This is a genomic window from Micromonospora sp. NPDC005174, from assembly GCF_040608495.1.
Lineage (GTDB): Bacteria > Actinomycetota > Actinomycetes > Mycobacteriales > Micromonosporaceae > Micromonospora.
This window is the reverse complement of record NZ_JBEXIJ010000014.1, coordinates 110965-128447: the sequence shown is the minus strand read 5'-3', so window position 1 is coordinate 128447 and position 17483 is coordinate 110965. Positions and strand designations below refer to the sequence as shown.

17 protein-coding genes are annotated in these 17483 nt (G+C 73.6%); 12 read left to right on the top strand and 5 right to left on the bottom strand.

The window, feature by feature from the left end; translation table 11 throughout:
- Positions 1 to 91: 91 nt before the first annotated feature.
- The 8 genes from ABZU91_RS17550 to ABZU91_RS17515 all read left to right on the top strand — a co-directional run bounded on the left by ABZU91_RS17550 (position 92) and on the right by ABZU91_RS17515 (position 8992).
- Entirely contained in the window at positions 92 to 1363 is a 1272-nt protein-coding gene (locus ABZU91_RS17550; protein ID WP_355241016.1) for an Hsp70 family protein, read from the top strand.
- A 5-nt stretch (positions 1364 to 1368) separates the two neighbouring features.
- Complete coding sequence (locus ABZU91_RS17545; RefSeq protein ID WP_355241013.1) at positions 1369 to 3942, top strand: LuxR C-terminal-related transcriptional regulator; 2574 nt, start codon at positions 1369 to 1371, stop codon at positions 3940 to 3942.
- 25 nt (positions 3943 to 3967) lie between these two features.
- Entirely contained in the window at positions 3968 to 5968 is a 2001-nt protein-coding gene (locus tag ABZU91_RS17540; RefSeq protein WP_355241010.1) for a nitrate- and nitrite sensing domain-containing protein, read from the top strand.
- Entirely contained in the window at positions 5965 to 6414 is a 450-nt protein-coding gene (locus ABZU91_RS17535; protein ID WP_355241008.1) for a roadblock/LC7 domain-containing protein, read from the top strand. The genes ABZU91_RS17540 and ABZU91_RS17535 overlap by 4 nt, the downstream gene beginning before the upstream one ends.
- A complete protein-coding gene (locus ABZU91_RS17530; protein ID WP_355241005.1) occupies positions 6392 to 6772 on the top strand; it encodes a DUF742 domain-containing protein in 381 nt (126 codons plus the stop codon). Before ABZU91_RS17535 ends, ABZU91_RS17530 begins: the two co-directional genes overlap by 23 nt.
- A 104-nt stretch (positions 6773 to 6876) precedes the next feature.
- Positions 6877 to 7578, top strand: coding sequence for a cellulose binding domain-containing protein (locus ABZU91_RS17525; protein ID WP_355241002.1), 702 nt, complete (start codon positions 6877 to 6879; stop codon positions 7576 to 7578).
- 124 nt (positions 7579 to 7702) lie between these two features.
- Complete coding sequence (locus tag ABZU91_RS17520) at positions 7703 to 8083, top strand: YccF domain-containing protein (RefSeq protein WP_355240999.1); 381 nt, start codon at positions 7703 to 7705, stop codon at positions 8081 to 8083.
- 111 nt (positions 8084 to 8194) lie between these two features.
- On the top strand, positions 8195 to 8992 hold the full coding sequence (locus ABZU91_RS17515; RefSeq protein ID WP_355240996.1) for an SAM-dependent methyltransferase: 798 nt from the start codon (positions 8195 to 8197) through the stop codon (positions 8990 to 8992).
- A gap of 31 nt (positions 8993 to 9023) precedes the next feature.
- Here the strand turns inward: ABZU91_RS17515 and ABZU91_RS17510 are convergent, their stop codons facing one another.
- Positions 9024 to 9758, bottom strand: a complete 735-nt coding sequence (locus ABZU91_RS17510; protein ID WP_355240993.1) for a cellulose binding domain-containing protein — start codon at positions 9756 to 9758, stop codon at positions 9024 to 9026.
- 363 nt (positions 9759 to 10121) lie between these two features.
- On the opposite strand from ABZU91_RS17510, the gene ABZU91_RS17505 reads away from it, so the two are divergent.
- Together ABZU91_RS17505 and ABZU91_RS17500 are read left to right on the top strand one after the other, a co-directional pair.
- Positions 10122 to 11189: a hypothetical protein gene (locus ABZU91_RS17505; protein ID WP_355240990.1), complete on the top strand. Its 1068-nt coding sequence runs from the start codon at positions 10122 to 10124 to the stop codon at positions 11187 to 11189.
- A 95-nt stretch (positions 11190 to 11284) separates the two neighbouring features.
- Positions 11285 to 12211, top strand: coding sequence for an acetamidase/formamidase family protein (locus tag ABZU91_RS17500; RefSeq protein ID WP_355240987.1), 927 nt, complete (start codon positions 11285 to 11287; stop codon positions 12209 to 12211).
- Between the two features lie 25 nt (positions 12212 to 12236).
- Here the strand turns inward: ABZU91_RS17500 and pdxY are convergent, their stop codons facing one another.
- The 4 genes from pdxY to ABZU91_RS17480 form a co-directional block, all read right to left on the bottom strand.
- Complete coding sequence (gene pdxY, locus ABZU91_RS17495) at positions 12237 to 13088, bottom strand: pyridoxal kinase PdxY (protein WP_355240985.1); 852 nt, start codon at positions 13086 to 13088, stop codon at positions 12237 to 12239.
- A gap of 160 nt (positions 13089 to 13248) precedes the next feature.
- Positions 13249 to 14034, bottom strand: a complete 786-nt coding sequence (locus ABZU91_RS17490; RefSeq protein WP_355240982.1) for a serine protease — start codon at positions 14032 to 14034, stop codon at positions 13249 to 13251.
- A 56-nt stretch (positions 14035 to 14090) separates the two neighbouring features.
- On the bottom strand, positions 14091 to 14303 hold the full coding sequence (locus tag ABZU91_RS17485; RefSeq protein ID WP_355240979.1) for a hypothetical protein: 213 nt from the start codon (positions 14301 to 14303) through the stop codon (positions 14091 to 14093).
- A gap of 152 nt (positions 14304 to 14455) precedes the next feature.
- The gene (locus ABZU91_RS17480) at positions 14456 to 15397 is read right to left on the bottom strand and encodes a hypothetical protein (RefSeq protein WP_355240976.1); all 942 of its coding nucleotides are present in this window, start codon (positions 15395 to 15397) and stop codon (positions 14456 to 14458) included.
- A 277-nt stretch (positions 15398 to 15674) separates the two neighbouring features.
- Here ABZU91_RS17480 and ABZU91_RS17475 point away from each other — a divergent pair, with 277 nt between their 5' ends.
- Together ABZU91_RS17475 and ABZU91_RS17470 are read left to right on the top strand one after the other, a co-directional pair.
- On the top strand, positions 15675 to 16655 hold the full coding sequence (locus ABZU91_RS17475) for an ATP-binding cassette domain-containing protein (protein ID WP_355240974.1): 981 nt from the start codon (positions 15675 to 15677) through the stop codon (positions 16653 to 16655).
- The gene (locus ABZU91_RS17470; RefSeq protein WP_355240971.1) at positions 16652 to 17479 is read left to right on the top strand and encodes an ABC transporter permease; all 828 of its coding nucleotides are present in this window, start codon (positions 16652 to 16654) and stop codon (positions 17477 to 17479) included. The genes ABZU91_RS17475 and ABZU91_RS17470 overlap by 4 nt, the downstream gene beginning before the upstream one ends.
- The last annotated feature ends 4 nt before the right edge of the window (positions 17480 to 17483 follow it).

Genomic DNA, 17483 nt, shown 5'->3' with positions numbered 1-17483 from the left:
TAGGGGCCCGCGGGTTTCGCCGGGGGTGGGTCGCCGGGCAACGCCGACGCCATCGCCATCAGCCGGCCAGTCGCGGAAAGAGAAGAGACGGATGCCGTACGTCCTGGGGATAGACATCGGAAGCACCAACACCGCCGCCGCCGTCGCACGGCGGGACGGCCGGGCCTGGACGCGTCCGGAGGCTGTCCCGCTGAACGCCGGCTCGCCGCTCGTACCGTCGGTGCTGCACCTGGCCGAGGACGGGGCGCTGCACATCGGCGCTCCCGCCACCGACGACGGCAGCCGTACCACCAGGGATTTCGTCCGCCGGATCGGCGACGACGTGCCCCTGCTGCTGGGCGGCGAGGCGTGCGCGCCGCAGACGCTCACGGCGGAGTTGGCGGCCTGGGTGGTGGAGCAGGTGCACGCGGCGGAGGGCGGCCCGGCCGAGGCGGTCGTGCTGAGTCACCCGGCCGGCTGGCGGCCGTACCGGCGGGAGCTGCTGCGCCGGGCGCTCGCCGACCTCGGGTTGCGCGCCGTCACGCTGCTACCCCGAACGGTCACGGTTGCGGAGAGTCACGCGGCGCGCGGATTCGCGGGCACCACGGCGGCCGTCTACGCGTTGGGCGGCGCCAGTTTCGAGGCGGCCCTCGTGCGGCGCACCGCCCGCGGCACCTACGAGAGCTTCGGCACACCGCAGGGTCTCGACCCGGTCGGCGGCGCCGACTTCGACGAACTGCTGGCCAGCCACGTCCGCACCGTGCTGTCGCGGGAGCTGGCCGCCATCGGCCGTCGGGACCACCACGCCGCCCTGCGTGACCTGCCGGTCGAGTGTGACCGGGTCAAGCGGGCGCTGACCGTCGAGCCAGCCGCCGACGTGGTGCTGAACATGCCGACCGGTCCGGCGCGGATACCGGTGACCCGCGCGCAGTTCGAGGCCATGATCCGCCCGACGGTGCAGGCCACCGTGGAGCTGCTGCTGCGTAGCGTGCACGGCGCCGGCCTGGCCCCGACGCAGCTCGACGGCGTCCTGCTGGCCGGTGGCTCGACCCGCATCCCGCTGGTCACCGAGCTGATCGGCACGGCGCTCGGTGTGCCGGTCGAGGTGGAGCCGGACGCGCAACTGACCGCCGCCACCGGCGCCGCGAGCGCCGCCTGCCAGGTGGTGTCGCCCCGACCTCGACCCCAGTCCCCGGCCCCGGTCCGCGATCCGGCGCCGGTCGGCGGCGGCGTACGAACGGCCCTCCCGGCCCTGCGCCGGCCCCGCAACCACGCCACCGATCCGGGTGACCCGCCACCCCGACCGCCGGTCCGGATACTGCCCCTCGACCTGCCGAAGGCGTCCCGCCTGGCACTGACGCTCAGCCGGGGACGCGAAGGATGACCGCAATGATCATGAAACACCTCGTGGAGTCCCGACTGGTGCTGGGCCGGGCGCCCAGGGCCCTGCTGGACAGGGTCGCCGACGATCCGACCGCGCCGCTCACCGTCGGTCTGGCCGGTCCCGCAGGGCACGGCAAGACCGCTCTGCTCGCCGAGCTGACGCGCGTCCAGCAACAGGCCGGCAGCACCGTACGCACGGGCGCACCGGGACCGGACGATGTCGTCGACCCGGACGACCTGCTGCTGGTCGACGACGCGCACCTCCTCGACGACGAGCGGATCGGCGTGCTGCTGCGCCTGGTCGCCGCCCGCCGGCACCGGCTGGTCATCGCCCACCGCCCCTGGCCCCGGTCGGCGGCACTCACCGAACTGGTCGACACACTGCGCCGCGACGGGCAGGCCGTGCTGCTCGGGCCGTTCACCCGGGAGCAGACCGCAGCCTGGATCGCGGGCGTACCCGAGCTGACCCAGCGCGGCGAGCTGGTCGACTTCGTGCACGCGCAGACCGGTGGCGTACCCCGCGATGTCGAGCGGCTGACCCGCGGCCTGCGCGCGGCTCCGAGCCTGACCACCGTCCCGGCCGAGCCGCCCCGGTCGGTCGTCCTCGAGTTCGCGCCGGAGTTGGAGATCCAGCCCGCCCCCGTACGACGGCTGCTGCTCGCGGTCGCGGCCGGCGTACCGCTGCCGGTGGCCATGCTCGGCCCGCTCCTGGACCAGGAGCCGGAGACGGTCGACGAGCTGATCGCCACGACCCGGTCGGCCGGCCTGATCGGCGCCGACGGGCGGCTCACGCCGCTGGTCCGACGGGCCGTCACCACGCTCAGCCCGGCCACCGAGCGCAGCGCCGTCTGGCGTCGCCTCACCGAGTTGCAGCTCGCCCGGGGTGGCCCGGTGCTGCCGCTGGTCCGCTCGCTGCTCGCGGTGGGTGTCCTCGCCGACTGTCCTGCCCCGACGTTGGCCGCGGCGGCGCAGGAGGCGCTGGCCGACGAGCCGGCCTTCGCCGCCGACCTGTTCGCCGCCGCCACCGCGGCCGGCCATCCGACGGGCGCCCGGCAGGCTCTCGCCGCCGCGCTCGCCGGCAATCTCGACGACGCGCTGCGCCTGGCGGACCGGCTGCTGACCGCCACCGAACCGGCGGACCGCGCCGAGGCGGCGGTGGTGGCCGCGACGGCTCTGGCGCATCGCGGCCACACCGGCCGCAGCGTCGAGCTGTACCGGTGGTCGGGCACCGCCTCGTCGGTGGCGTTCGCCGCCGTGGGCGGGCTCGCCACGGGCGAGCTGAGCGCCGCCGCGAAGCCCGCGGGCGAGCCGGCCGGCGCGCCGCCCACGCTGCACGCCAGCGCCGCCCGGCTGATGGCCGAGGGGGTACGCGAGAGCGTCACCGGTACGCCGAGCGCTGCGCTGTCCGCGCTCGTGCAGTCCGCCGCCCTGCTCGAGCCCGACGGTCGGGCGGTGCTCCTGCCGGACAGCCCGGCCGCGCTCGCCGCCCTGACCGCCGTGCACTGTGGCGAGCTGGACATCGCCGAGCGGGTCCTGCACCGGGCGCAGGCCGCCGGTGTCGGCGGCCCGCTGATGGCCCGCCGGCACCGGCTGTTGCAGGCCTGGATCCTCATGGTGCGGGGCCAGACGCTCGCGGCGGCCGAACGCCTCGCCACGGTCACCGCCGACGAGCGTCCACTGGAGTCCCGCGACCTGCTCTTCGCCGCCGCGCTGCGGATGGGGATCGCCCGGCGCACCAGCGACCTCGGCGCGCTCAAGAGGGAGTGGGGGCCGGCGCTGGAGGCGGTGGTACGCCATCGGGTCGACCTGTTCACGCTGCTGCCGCTGGGCGAACTCGCCATCGCGGGCGCACGGCTCGGTGACGTGGCCCGGTTGGCGCCGTACCTGCGGGAGGGCCGTGCGCTGCTCGACCGGCTCGGCGCGCCGACCCTGTGGAGCGTCCCGCTGCACTGGAGCGGGTTGCACGCCGCCATCCTGACCGGTGAGCCGGCGGCCGCCGACGACCACGTCGCCGCCCTGCTGGCCGCCGCCGAGCACAGCCGCTACGCCGGCGTGGTCGCCGCGGCCGCGGAGAGCTGGGTCGAGGTGCTGCGAGGTGTGGTCGACCCGGTGCGGGTCGAGGCCGCCGCCCGTGGCCTGCACGACACCGGACTGTGCTGGGACGGCGCCCGCCTGGCCGGGCAGGCCGCGATCCGCACCTCGGACCGACGGGCGATGACCACCCTGCTCGAGTGCGCCCGGGTGCTACAGGGCCGGTCGACCGGCGGGACCGGCGGGCAGCGCCCGAGCGACGGCGAGACCGCGACGCCCGCCGCCGACGCCATCGCCGCCCCCACCCAGCAGGGGCTGAGTGACCGCGAGTACGAGGTGGCCGAGTTGGTGCTGGCCGGCCTGACCTACCGGGAGATCGGTGATCGGCTCTTCATCTCGGCCAAGACGGTGGAGCACCACGTGGCCCGTATGCGCAACCGGTTGAACTGCGCCAACCGGGCGGAACTGCTGGCGCTGCTGCGGACGATGGTCGCCGACCGGGCCAGCGACGCCGCCGGGCAGCCGTGGCCGCAACGGTCTGCCCGATGAGCCGGCGCAGCGGACGGAGGGCGACGTGACGCGCGGACGACGGGCACGCGTCCGGTTCGTCGCGGCAGCGGCGGTACTGCTCACGCTCTGGTCGTACGCGGCCTATCTGACCTGCCAGGACGCGGTCGACCTGCTGCGGGTGCGGGCCCTGGCCGACACCCTGGGCAAGCCCATCGACCGGCTGGTGCTCAGCCTGCAGACCGAGCGCCGGGCGACCGCCGAGACGCTGGCCGGCGCCGTGCCGGCACGGCCCACGCTGGCCGGGGCGCGGGAGGCGACCGACCGGGCGGCGGCGGACGTCCGGGCGTTCCCCTCCAGCCGCGACCTGCGCCTGCTCAGCGCGGACGCGGTCCGTGACCGGGCCGACGGGCTGATCCGACGGCTGAACGGACTGGGGGCGATCCGGTCCCGCGTGGACGACGGGCAGGTCGATCCCGCCGGGGCGGTCGACGGGTACGACCAGCTCGTCGACGCGGCCTTCGACGTGTACGGCCCGGAGTGGGGCGCGTACGAGAGCAGGCTGGCCATCGACACCCGCGCGGTGATTTCGCTGGCCCGTGCCCGCGAGCTGCTGGCCCGGGAGGACACCCTGGTCACCGCAGCCGTCGCGAGTGGCCGGATGAGCGTCGAGGAACGGCGGCGGCTGGTCGAGCTGGTGTCCGTCCAGCGGTACGCCCGCGCCGAGGCGACGGCCGGCCTGCCGGCCGGCGGCCGGAGCGAACACCAGCGGCTCGTGGCAGGCCCCGAGTTCGCGGGTGTGCTCGCCGTGGAGGACACCCTGCTGCGCACGGACCGGGCCGACGCGCTGCGCGGGGTCAACCCGCAGGACTGGCGCTCGGCGGCGGATGCCGCGCTCGGTGCCCTGCACGAGCTGGTCACGAGCACCGCCCGCGCGAGCGTCGAACGGGCCACGCCGGGCGCCGCGGTGCTCGTCGGGCGGACCGGCGTCGTGGTCGGGCTCGGGCTGATCGCCGTCCTGGCGGTACTGCTCGGCTGGGCCGCCACCCTGCGCCGCCGGCCCGACGACGAGGGTGCTCCGGCGGGCGGCGGCCAGCGCCGGCACGAACCGCCGGCCCCACCCGTCGACCCTCAGCCACTCGCCGACGAGCCTCGCGGCCGGACCGCCGCCGACCAGACCGCCGCCCCGCAGCGCGGCGGTCCGGTGGGAGACCGCCGCACCGGGGAGTTCTTCCTGCGGATCAGCCGGCGCAACCAGGTCCTGCTGCGCGACCAGCTCGACCTGCTGGACGCGATGCAGCGGCGCGAGCGCAGCGCCTCGGAGGCAGACGAGCTGTTCCAGCTCGACCATCTCACCACCCGCGTCCGCCGGAACGTGGAGAAGGTGATCACGCTGGCCGGCGCGCGGCCCGCGCGCCGCTGGCGACGACCGGTGCCCCTGCTCGACGTCGCGCGTGGCGCGGTAGCGGAGGTGCCGGAATACCACCGGGTCCTGGTGGCGCCGCACTGGCCGTGGTCGCTCGCCGGCCCCGCCGTCACGGACGTCGTGCACCTGCTGGCCGAGCTGATCGAGAACGCCCTGACGTTCTCGGCCACGGACACCACCGTCCGGGTGGCCGGCGAGCACCGGCCGCAGGGCTGCGTGATCGTGGTGGTCGACGACGGCCCCGGCCTCGACGCCACCACGCTCGACGAGGTGAACGACCTGTTCGCCAGGCCGCCGAGCGACCCGCCGAGCGGGGCCGGAGGGCTGTACGCGGTAGCCCTGCTGGCCGCCCGGTGCGGTGCGCGGGTCACGATGCGGCCCAGCCAGCGCGGCGGGACGGCGGCCATCGTGCACCTGCCGGCGGAGCTGGTCACCGTGACCGGCAGCGGCCCGGCGACCGCAGGCCCCGCGTACCGGCCGACGCCCGACGGGCCGCACACGCCCGGCGGGGCCGAACAGGGCAACGCCGGCGGGCTACCCATGCGGGTCCGCCAATCCGGGCCGGTCGGACCCGGCCCGGGCAGCGCCGGCCCCGAGACCGTCGAGCTGCCGGTCACGAGAACAACGAGGAGACATCGATGACGCACGCAGTGGTCACCGCGGACAGCCTGACCGGTGCCCTGGACCGCCTGGTCGACCGGGTGAGCGGGGCGGAGTTCGCCGTGGTGCTCTCCCCCGACGGGCTCCCGCTCGGCGGTTCCCGGGGGGTGGAGGCGAAGCTGGCGGAGCAGATCTCCGGCGTGGTCGCCGGTCTGCTGGCGCTGGGGCTGGCCGCCACCCGGACCTGCGACGCGGGCGGGCTACGCCAGATCGTGGTGCAGATGTCGCGAGCGTTCCTGTTCGTCGCCACCATCGGGAACGGGACCATCCTCACCGTCCGGATCTCGGGCGACGAGGTCGAGGTGGGCGACATGGCGTACGAGGTCGCGCTCTTCGTCGGGCAGGCCGAACGGCACCTGCCGATCCGCCTGGAGACCGCCTCCGTGGCGAGGAGCGGAGACTCTGGTGCACAGCGCCGGCTCCGCTGACGAGGCGTGGTACGACGACGACGCCGGCCCGGTCGCCCGTCCGTACACGATGACCGGTGGGCGTACGACGTCCGACCGGGGCCGGTTCGACCTCATCTCGCTGGTCGTCGCGCGGCGGTCGGCGACATCGCCCACGTCACTCTTCCCCGAACAGGCGCGGATCGTCGAGCTGTGTCACCATCCAGTGTCGGTGGCTGAGGTCAGCGCCGAGCTGGATCTGCCCCTGGGCACCGTCCGGGTCCTCCTCGGTGACCTGCTCGGGGCGGGGTTGGTCGAGACGCACGAACCACCGACGCTGTCGGAGCTGCCGTCGCAGGAGCTGCTCGAGTCGATACTTGTCGGGCTGCGCGCCCTGTGAGCGCTCGGGTGCCACCGCGACCCAGCGGTCGCGGGCAGGCGTCCGGTGACGAAGTGAAGGGGAGAGAGGCAGTGCCGGCAACACCGCCGCAGCCACGGCGTACTGTGGCGATCATTCTGCTGGACCGGATCGTGGCCGCTGCCGCAGCCGTACGGCGGGTGGTCACCGGCCAGGCCGACGTGTCGCGGGCCGCCTGGGTCGCTGTGCTCGCCGCGCTCGGGGTGGTGGTGGCGACGGTGGTCTCGATCATCAGTGTGGTGCGCACCCCGGAGCAGCTCGCGCCGGTGACCCTCGACGCGCCGCCGTCGGTGGATCAGTTGGGCACCCCCACGCCCGGTACGCCCCGGGGGCAGGCGCATCCGGCCGCCACCAGCCCGACCACTGCCGCGTCGCCGTCGGTCAGCGCGGCCCCGCCGCCCGTCGAATCACCGACGAGCGCTCCGGCCGCCACCCCCTCGTCGGCCTCGCCGACCCCCGCCGCCCTCGCCGCCGACTTCGCGATCGAGGACAAGGCGCTGCTCAGCTACGGTGCCGCCGTGACGATCGACAATCCCGGCCCGGTGCCGGTGGCGCAGTGGACGCTGGCGATCACGTTGCCCCGGGAGTCGCTGCGGGTCAGCGCGGTCCAGGGCGCGCGGGCCACGCAGGACGGCGCCGTGTGGACGTTCGTACCGGACGGCAGCGCGGGGCAGGTGCCGGGCAGCGCATCGGCGCGGGTGACCTTCCGGGTCAACGGCGCGGCGGTCGGCGCGACTCCCACGGCGTGCACGATCGACGGCGTCACCTGCGGCGGCCTGTCGAACTGACGCCCGGCCGCCGGGCCGATCCCGCCGCGGAACCAACCGTGGCTGGCGGCGGCCCGGACCGGCTGTCCACTCGACCCCGGCCGGCGGCCCGGACCCGGTGGCGGGCATCGCTCATGCTGAAGGGGTGATTCGCTTCGTCCTGAACGTCCTGTGGCTCGTCTTCGGTGGCGGCCTCGTGCTGGCGATCGGCTACGGCTTCGCCGCGCTGATCTGCTTCCTGCTGGTCGTCACCATTCCGTTCGGCGTCGCCGCGCTGCGCCTCGCCGTCTACTCGCTGTGGCCCTTCGGTCGGACCCTGGTGCCCAAGCCCGGCGCGGGTGTCGGCTCCGGGCTGGCGAACGTGTTGTGGGTGGTGCTGGCCGGTTGGTGGCTCGCCCTGTCCCACATCCTCGCGGGCATCGCGCTCTGCGTGACGATCATCGGAATCCCCTTCGGCGTCGCCAACTTCAAGCTCGTCCCGGCCGCGTTCTGGCCGCTGGGCCGGGAGGTCGTCGACGCGCCGTGACGGGTCGCCGGGTCGCCCACGCAGTGGTCGGCGACCCGGCCGTGGTCCGTCCGGTCGATAGTGGACAATCCGGGATGCGACCCTCGACGGACCCCTCGATAGGAGCCTGGCATGGCCGGCCCGGATGCCGAACTCACCGCGACGCTGCAACCCGACGTGCCGCACGCGGCGCGGATCTGGAACTACTGGATGGGCGGCAAGGACAACTTCCAGTCCGATCGGGCGGCCGGTGACGCGGTCGCCGAGGTCTACCCGGAGATCGTCCTGATGGCGCAGCAGTCCCGCCGTTTCCTGGTCCGGGCGGTCCGGTACCTGGCCGCCGAGGCGGGCATCCGGCAGTTCCTGGACATCGGCACCGGCCTGCCGACCATGCAGAACACCCACGCGGTCGCCCAGGGCATCGCGCCCGACGCGCGGATCGTCTACGTCGACAACGACCCGATGGTCCTCGTGCACGCCCGCGCGCTGCTGGCCAGCACGACCGTCCAGGGCGTCACGACGTACGTGCCGGCCGACTACCACGACCCGGAGACCATCCTCGCCGAGGCGGCGCGGACGCTCGACTTCGACCAGCCGATCGCCGTCATGTTCATGGGCGTGCTCGGGTACGAGCCGGACCTCGAGGTGGTGCGTTCGATCGTCGGGCGGACGATGGACGCGACCGCGTCCGGCAGCCACCTGGTGCTCTGGGACGGCACGAACACCAGCCCGGAGGTGGTGTCGGGCGCGCAGCGGCTGGCCGAGAACGGTGGTGTCCCGTACATCCTGCGCAGCCCGGAGGACCTCGCCGGTTGCTTCGCCGGGCTGGCGATGGTGGAGCCCGGTCTCGTGCCGATCCCACTGTGGCGTCCGGACGAGGCGGACGCCCGGGGGATCGACGCCTACGGTGCGGTGGCCCGCAAGCCCTGACCGACGCCGAACCCCCGGAGCGTCCCGCCGGTCAGCGCGCGCAGTTCAGCGTGAGCCCGGCCGGCGTCGTGCTGGTCGTCACCAGCAGCCCGAACGTCGTCGTCCCGTCCGGCGCCACCGTCCCGTTGTACGGGGCGTTGCGCACCACCACGTCGGTGCCGGCCGGGTCGACGATCCCACCCCACACCGCCTGGATCCGCTCGTCCCCGGCCCAACGCCAGGAAACCCGCCACTGGTCCAACGGCTGCGCGCCGACGTTGCGGACCGTCACGGTGGCGACGAAGCCGGTGCCCCAGCGGGAGTCGATGGTGGCGGTCGCGCGGCAGGACGCCAGCGCTGTGGTCCGACCGGTCCCACCGTAGTAGGGCTCCCACCGGCCGTCGGAGTCGCGGAACCCGAACCAGTACTCGGTGTCGGGCGTCAACCGCTCGAAGGTGACGCTGCCGTCGCGCTCGGGGCCGGAGACCGTCTCCGCGACCGGGTTCTGCCACGCGAAGGCGTCCTCGCGGCTGGTGAAGAGACGAACGGTGATCGGCGGCCGGTAGCCGCACGGCGGGCTGACCGCGATGAAGTAGTCGATGGTCAGGCTGGTCGTGGTGGCCACGGACACCCGACCGCCGATCGGCGTCACCGGCGGGCAGACCGGTGTGGGTGTCGGCGCGGCAGTGACCGACGGCGTGGGTGTCGGCGCCGCCTGGGCGACGCCTGTCGTGGCGGCCCAGCCGGTCATGGCGATGGTCGTGAGAGCCAGGAAGATGCGACGCATCGGTACCTCCGAGAGACCGTCGCCGTCGCGGCCCAGGGTGAGGGACCGGCCGTACGGGTCCGGATGAGCGCGGCGGCCGCCCGACGGCGATCGGCATGCGGCCGCTGACGAGGACTGCCCGGCGCGGGTGGCGGGCCACCTCGCGCGTCCCCGACTCCGGAACAGACGTCGACCGCGCCGGCTCCCGAGCACGGCCGAACCACAGCATTGCATTCGATGAATGTCAATACAAGCGTGATCTTGGGGCGCCCGGCGCGCACCCGTCGAACATCCGCTGCCTTCCCGTCGCCGCAGGGACACGCGCCAGGCCCCCGGACCGACGATCATCCATAGTGGTCTGTCAATTCGACGCGGGAGGACATCATGCGCGACAGAAGCAGCACGAACCGGCGGATGGCGAGGGCACTGACGGCGGCGGCCACGGTGGCGGCGCTGACGCTGACCCCACTCACGACGCCGTCATCCGCCACCGCCGCGGTCAGCCGGGCCGAACTGGCCCTACGCTGGGCGCCCATCCACTACCAGGACGTCGACGCCACCGGCACCCACGCACTGGGCGGTCGGAGTGACTACATCACCGCGGTGGACTTCGACGGGGACCTGAACGGGCGCAACAACTGGGACCGCACCGGGGCGTCCGGCACGTCGCTCGCCGCGCACGCGTACTACTCCGTCGTGGAGACCAGCACGCACTGGTACATCACCTACCTGTTCTTCCACCCTCGGGACTGGACCGACCACCCGTTCTTCGAGACCGAGCACGAGAACGACGGCGAGGGCGTCCTCTTCGCGATCGAGCGGGACGGCTCCGCGTACGGCGTCCTGCGCGGGGCGGTCACCGTCGCGCACAGCGACTTCTACTCGTACACCCCGGCCGGCAGCACCTGGAGCGGTGGTCGGGAGGGCGTCGACGGCACCCTGCAGTTCCAGTCCTCGCCGCACGACTCCTTCACGCACCCGGTCACCGCGCAGGAGGCGCAGGGCCACGGCCTCAAGGCGTACCCGCAGTACGCCATCAACGGCGACGGCGTCGTCTACTACCCGTCCACGGTGGCCGAGACGCCGGAGAGCGGCGACGACCGGGACGTCCGCTACCAGCTCGTCGACATCTTCGCCGCCGGCGGACTGTGGGCGCAGCGGACCAACGCCAACCTGTTCGCCAGCCTGGGCTCCTTCGCCGGAGACACCTCCGGCGACTGCGGCGTCGGCACCTGGAGCTGCTCGACGAACTCCGCGAACGCGCCGTGGGGCTGGGACGACGGCAACGACGTCCCCGCCCGTGGCGAGTTGGCGAGTGACCCGGCGAAGCTGTCGGTCGAGTACTTCACCGTTCCGGCCGGGTTGGCGCGCACCTACAGCTACAACCCGTACGCCACCGCCGCCGCCGCGCTGGCCGAGGCGGCCCGGACGGCACCGCCGACCGTCGACTGACCCGATCCGCGAAGGTGCGCGGCCGACCCGTTCGGCCGCGCACCCACATCCCGGCGGCGGTCGCGTCACGCCGGATCGACACGTAGCCTGCGCAGATGCGACACACCCTCGCACCGGACGACACGACCCTGCACGGTCACTTCTCCCCCGACCTCACGCCGGTGCTCACGATCGATTCCGGCGACAGCGTCACCTACCGCACGCTGGACTGCTGGTGGTCGGCCGGCCCGTACCCGGGCGGCGCGAACCGGGACCGCCCCCGGGTCCCGCAGCGCCGGCCGGAGGACGGGCACGCGCTCATCGGGCCGGTCGCGGTCCGCGGCGCTCGCGCCGGCCAGACCCTCGCGGTACGCGTCGACGCGATCGTCCCGGGCACCTGGGGTACGACGGTGGCCGGCGGGTGGCCGAGCGCCTTCAACAAGCGGTACGACGTCGAGTCGACGCAGGTGGTGCACGCCTGGGAGTTGGACCCGGTGACGATGACGGGCCGCAACCAGCACGGTCACACGGTGACGCTGCGCCCCTTCATGGGGGTGCTCGGCATGCCGCCGGCGGAGCCGGGACGGCACTCCACCACCCCGCCTCGCGAGTGTGGTGGCAACCTCGACTGCAAGGACCTGACGGCCGGCAGCACGCTGCTGCTGCCGATCCCGGTAGACGGAGCGCTGTTCTCGGTCGGGGACGGGCACGCCGCGCAGGGCGACGGCGAGGTCGGCGGCACGGCGATCGAGTGCCCGATGGACGAGGTGACGCTGACCTTCGACGTGCGCGACGACTTCCCGGTCACCGGCCCGGTGGCCCGTACCGCCGACGCCTGGCTGACGCTGGGCCTGGGGGCATCCCTCGACGAGGCGACGTTCCGGGCCCTGGAGGAGATGCTGACCCTGCTGCAACGGCTGCACGGCCTCAGCCGATCGGACGCGGCGGCGCTGGCCAGCGTCCTCGTCGACGTACGGGTGACCCAGATCGTCAACGAGACCGTCGGCGCGCACGCGGTGCTACGCGACGACGCGCTGCGCTGAGGCGGCCCATCGGCCCGGAGCGTCGTCAGCGCAGCCGGCGGGCGGTGAACCGGGCCGGCGGCTCGGCGATGGCGTCCTGCGCCGCGATCAGTTGGATCTCCCGGGTGCCCGCCGCGACTGTCGCTTCGAGGACGGTGAAGACGGAGGCGACGGTACGCTCCAGCGCGGTGGCCGGTGAGCCGGTTGTCGACAGGTGCGCCAGGTACAGCGCGGCGGTCACGTCGCCCCCGCCGTTCGGGTTGATGGGCAGCAGCGGGGTGGTCACCGCCCAGGCGCCCTCGTCGGAGACCGCCACCACCTCCAGCGAGCCCGCCGGCGCGTCGTCGTGCAGCACGCTGGTCACCAGGACGTGCCGCGGCCCGGTGGCCCGGACGACGTCGACCGCGTCCAGCACCTGCGCGAGGGTCGTCGTGGTGCGGCCGGCGAGGAAGTCCAGCTCGAAGTGGTTCGGCGTGATGATGTCGGCGCGCGGCACGACGGTGTCGCGCAGGTACTCCGGGATACCGGGCCGGACGAACATCCCCCGGCCGACGTCGCCCATCACCGGGTCGCAGCAGTAGACGGCGGCCGGGTTGGCGGCCTTGACCTGGGCCACGGCGTCCAGGATCACGGCACCCATCGCCGGGTCACCCTGGTAGCCGGACAGCACCGCGTCGGCGCTGCCGAGGACGCCCCGGTCGGCGATGCCCGCGATCACCTCGGCCACGTCGGCGGCAGCCAGCATCGGGCCGCGCCATGCGCCGTACCCGGTGTGGTTGGAGAAGTGGACGGTCAACACCGGCCACACCTCGTGCCCGAGGCGCTGGAGGGGGAAGACGGCGGCCGAGTTGCCGACGTGGCCGTAGGCGACCGACGACTGGATGGACAGGATCTGCACGGACCCATCATGGTCGCCGGCGGCGGGACCGGGCACGCGGCCCACTGTTTCTGTCGACTGGCCCACTGCGCCGGGGTGAGCCCACCGGAGCGCCAGGGACGCTGGGCACGAGCGGGCGGCCCGGACCGCCGTCGTCCGGGCCGCCCGAGATGGCGTACGGTCAGCCGCCGAGGCTCGCCGCAGCCGAGGCGATCGACGAGGCGAAGTAGCTCACCTGCGTGTAGACGCCCGGGTAGTTGGGTCGGGCGCAGCCGTTGCCCCAGCTGACGATGCCGACCTGGACCCAGGCGTTGGCGGCGTCGCGGCGGAACATCGGGCCGCCCGAGTCGCCCTGGCAGGTGTCCGTGCCGCCGCTGGCGTAGCCGGCGCAGATCTCCTCGGCGGGGATGAGATCGCCTCCGTAGTTGGAGTTGCAGGTGGAGTCGCTGACGAACGGCACGGTGGCCTTGAGCAGGTACCGCTGCTGCGCGCCACCCTCACGGGCCGCGCCCCAGCCGGCGACCGTGAAGGTGCCACTGTCGTACGCGGTCGTGGTGGCGATCTTCAACGTGCTCAGCCCGGTGACGGGGGTGGCCAGCCGGATGAGCGCCCAGTCCTTGCCGGACCCGTTGTAGCCGGGCGCGCGGTAGACGTAGTTGGACCGGACGGTGATCCGGCTGGACGACTGGAGGTCGACGACGCCGAGCGTCGCGGTGATGCTGGTGTTGGTGCCGGTCGCGCCCACGCAGTGTGCGGCGGTGAGCACCAGCCGGGAGCTGTAGAGGGCTCCGCCGCAGCCCATCGAGAGCCGCACCATGAACGGGAACTCGCCCTGGGTGGCGCGGGTGCCGCCAACCACGTTCGGCGTGACGGGGTTGTCGGCCGCGGCGGCGGGCGCCGCGAGGGTGAGGCTGGCCGCGGCCAGCGCGGCGGCCACCAGGCCGGTGAGGGTACGCCAGCGAACCATGCATTCCTCCGCTTCGGTACGGCACGCCTCGTGAGCGCACCTGATCGAGATAACGGTCATCGTATTGATTCGCATGGATGTTGCGCGTCATCTCCGCTGGGTCGTACCTCGGAGTTATGGAACCGCTGGACGTCGCGGTCCCGCCGGCCGCGACGCCCGCGAGCGGTGGCGACCGCCAGGAGGCTGACCACGGCGGCGGCCAGTTGCAGCACCGCGCCGAGCAGGTCGACCAGGCTGGAGAGGGCGGTAGCGTCGGGGACAAGGTCCATCGCGGCCTCCGGGTTTCGACCCCCACCGTCCGCGCCTTGCGGAGGGCTTCCCCCGGGCCCAACCGACATCGACGGGCGCCACCGTCAGTATGGCAGCGGCCGGCGAGGCCACCAACCCCGAATTCCGGCCCCTGGACCCGACGCTGGCCCGCTCACCGCGGAACGGACTCCTGCCCGGCAAGCACCACCAGGTCGTCGGCCACGACGGACACGGGGGCCGTCGCGCCGTCGGGCCAGACGAGGTAGCCCACCGGCGGCCCCGCCGACCCCCACCGCGCTCCGACGATCGTGGCCAGGCGGACGTCGGCCGCCCCCGTGACACGTCGTACCCGGGTGCCCGGCGCATGCCCGTCGTCGGCCACGATGAGCAGCGCGTCGAGGATCTGCCGTACGCCGGTGGTGGGTAGTCCCGGCACGTACGGCTCGTCCGCGTACCCCAGGCGCGGCGTCATCATCGTGCGCAGCAGCGCTGCCTGGCGGACCGCCGCGTGCCGGAGCTGCCCGTCGACGCCGGCCTCGACGACGGCCAACGCCTCCTCGATCGCCGACCAGAGTCGCGTCGGCGTCTCCTCGAGCAGCCGGCGGGCCTCACGGTCGACGTCGGCGCAGGCCGTGTCGACCGCCGTGTCCTCGCCCAGCTCCGCGATCCAGGCGACGTCCCCCACCTCGGGCAGCAGTCCCGGCGACTCGGCCGCGACCACGAGGTACAGCATGGCGAGCAACTCCTGCCGACCCTCGCCGTGATAGAGCCGACCGACGCCGGAGCCGGCCGGCCCACGGCTGGGTGGGAATCGCTCGACGAGGTGAGCGGCGCGGCCCTCCGGCAGGGTCGCCGCGCGGCGCGTGTCTGCCACCCGTTCGCCGAACGAGCGCCGTTCGCGGTGGTCGACGAGGGCCTGACGGTACGGGTCGACGCCGGTCGGATAGATCGTCCGGCCGTACGTGGCGAGAGTTTCGCCGGGCGTCAGACCGGCCGAGTCGAGGTGCCGGGCGGCCATCGAGTAGGCGACGCCGCTGCGGGCCGCCTGCTCCCGGATGGCGCGCCTGCGGGCGCGGCCCGCAACGGGGGTACGGCGGGACGGGTGATCGGACATGACGCCTCCGGTGCAGCCCCACGCGCTCCACGGAGCGGGCGGCGTGACCGGCACGCCGAGAATCGACACGACCGCGCGGAGTCGGCGACTCTTGGCCCCTGGCATGTGGTCGGGCGTGGGCCACCACATCGGGCGCGGGCAGGCGCTCTGCCGCCGTCAGCATATCGTGACCCCGCGCCCGGGGCGGCCCTCGCGACGCCGTGGTGTCAGCCCGCGTCGGCGCGGCTGTCAGCGGCGTGTCGGAGGCGTGTCAGGCGCGCGGCGCACGCTGGTCGGCATGACAAGCGATCTGGTGATCGAGGCCGAGGGCCTCGTCAAGACGTTCGGGAAGACGAGGGCCCTGCAGGGCGTGGACCTCGCCGTACCCCGGGGAACGGTGCTCGGGGTGCTCGGCCCCAACGGCGCCGGCAAGACCACAGCCGTCCGCATCCTCTCCACCCTGCTGACCCCGGACGCCGGCAGCGCCCGCATCGCCGGCTTCGACGTCGTCCGCGACGCCGGGCGGGTCCGGCAGCGTATCGGCCTCACCGGTCAGTACGCGTCGGTCGACGAGGACCTGACCGGTCGGCAGAACCTGGAGCTGTTCGGCACGCTGCTGGACCTCGGTCGCGCCGGCGCCCGGCGGCGGGCCACCGAACTGCTCGACTGGTTCGACCTGACCGAGGCCGCCAACCGGCCCGCCAAGACGTACTCCGGAGGTATGCGCCGACGGCTCGACCTGGCCGCCAGCCTCGTGGGCTCGCCGGAGGTGATCTTCCTGGACGAACCGACGACCGGACTGGACCCGGCCAAGCGCGAGGACATGTGGGACGTGGTCCGGTCGCTGGTGACCAACGGCTCGACGGTGCTGCTCACCACGCAGTACCTGGAGGAGGCCGACGCGCTGGCCGACGCGATCACGGTGATCGACCACGGCCGGGTCATCGCGCACGACACGCCCGACGGGCTCAAGCGGATCGTCGGCGGGCAGACCCTCGAAGTCCGGCCGTCCGACCCGGCGCAGCTCTCCCGGACCGCGGCGATCCTGACCGAGGTCGGCTCGGGCGGGCAGGCCGACGAGATCCGCAGGGGCGTCCTCGCGGTGCCGGTCGCCGACGACACGGCGCTGACCGAGAGCGTCGCTCGTTTCGCCACCGCCGGCATCGCGGTCACCGAACTGTCCCTGCACCTGCCGAGCCTGGACGAGGTGTTCTTCACCCTCACCGGGCGTACGGCAGCCGAGGACGACACCACTTCGCGCACGGAGGTAGCGGCATGAGCACCCTGGTCGGCGCACCACCCACACCGAACTCCACGCCGTCGACGGCGGCGGTGAACCCACGACCGTTCCGGCTCGTGCGGCACTCGCTGGCACTCGCCAAACGCAGCCTCATCAAGACCTGGCGTACGCCCGAGGCGCTTATCGACGTCACGCTGCAACCGGTGCTGTTCCTGGTCATCTTCGTCTACATCTTCGGCGGCGCGGTCGCCGGCTCCACCCACGACTACCTGCAGTTCCTGCTACCCGGAATCCTGGCGCAGACGATCGCCACCGGGGCCATCGCGATCGGCGTCAACCTCAACACCGACATCGCCAAGGGCATCTTCGACCGGTTCCGGTCACTGCCGGTCCCCCGCTCCGCACCGCTGGTCGGCGCGGTCCTCGGCGACGTCGTCCGGTACGTGATCGTCACGGTCTCGACCCTCGCGATCGGCTACCTGATGGGTTTCCGGATCGACACCGACCCGTTCCGGGCCATCGCGGGCTGCGTGCTCGCGGTGCTGTTCGCGCTCTGCCTGAGCTGGCTGCCGGTCTGGGTGGCGATGAAGGTGCGCACCCCCGGCGCCGTGCAGGGACTGATGTTCGCCCTGATCATGCCGCTGAGCTTCGGATCGAACGTGTTCGTCGGCACCGACACCCTGCCCGGCTGGATGCAGGCCTTCGTGAAGGTCAACCCGATGACCCATCTGGTGGCATCGGTACGCGGCCTGTTCCTCGGCACCCCGCTCGACGCGCACGTGTGGTGGACCCTCGCCTGGTGCGCCGGCTTCGTGGCGGTGTTCATGCCGATGGCGCTGCGCGCCTACCGCAAGAAGGTCTGACCCG

Bases quoted from the DNA above. Each gene is read 5' to 3' on its own strand.
- ABZU91_RS17470 (WP_355240971.1), top strand. From the start codon at position 16,652: ATGAGCACCCTGGTCGGCGCACCACCCACACCGAACTCCACGCCGTCG.
- ABZU91_RS17545 (WP_355241013.1), top strand. From the start codon at position 1,369: ATGATCATGAAACACCTCGTGGAGTCCCGACTGGTGCTGGGCCGGGCG.
- ABZU91_RS17550 (WP_355241016.1), top strand. From the start codon at position 92: ATGCCGTACGTCCTGGGGATAGACATCGGAAGCACCAACACCGCCGCC.
- ABZU91_RS17500 (WP_355240987.1), top strand. From the start codon at position 11,285: ATGCGACACACCCTCGCACCGGACGACACGACCCTGCACGGTCACTTC.
- ABZU91_RS17515 (WP_355240996.1), top strand. From the start codon at position 8,195: ATGGCCGGCCCGGATGCCGAACTCACCGCGACGCTGCAACCCGACGTG.
- ABZU91_RS17535 (WP_355241008.1), top strand. From the start codon at position 5,965: ATGACGCACGCAGTGGTCACCGCGGACAGCCTGACCGGTGCCCTGGAC.
- ABZU91_RS17480 (WP_355240976.1), bottom strand. From the start codon at position 15,397: ATGTCCGATCACCCGTCCCGCCGTACCCCCGTTGCGGGCCGCGCCCGC.
- ABZU91_RS17505 (WP_355240990.1), top strand. From the start codon at position 10,122: ATGCGCGACAGAAGCAGCACGAACCGGCGGATGGCGAGGGCACTGACG.
- ABZU91_RS17490 (WP_355240982.1), bottom strand. From the start codon at position 14,034: ATGGTTCGCTGGCGTACCCTCACCGGCCTGGTGGCCGCCGCGCTGGCC.
- ABZU91_RS17475 (WP_355240974.1), top strand. From the start codon at position 15,675: ATGACAAGCGATCTGGTGATCGAGGCCGAGGGCCTCGTCAAGACGTTC.
- ABZU91_RS17510 (WP_355240993.1), bottom strand. From the start codon at position 9,758: ATGCGTCGCATCTTCCTGGCTCTCACGACCATCGCCATGACCGGCTGG.
- ABZU91_RS17485 (WP_355240979.1), bottom strand. From the start codon at position 14,303: ATGGACCTTGTCCCCGACGCTACCGCCCTCTCCAGCCTGGTCGACCTG.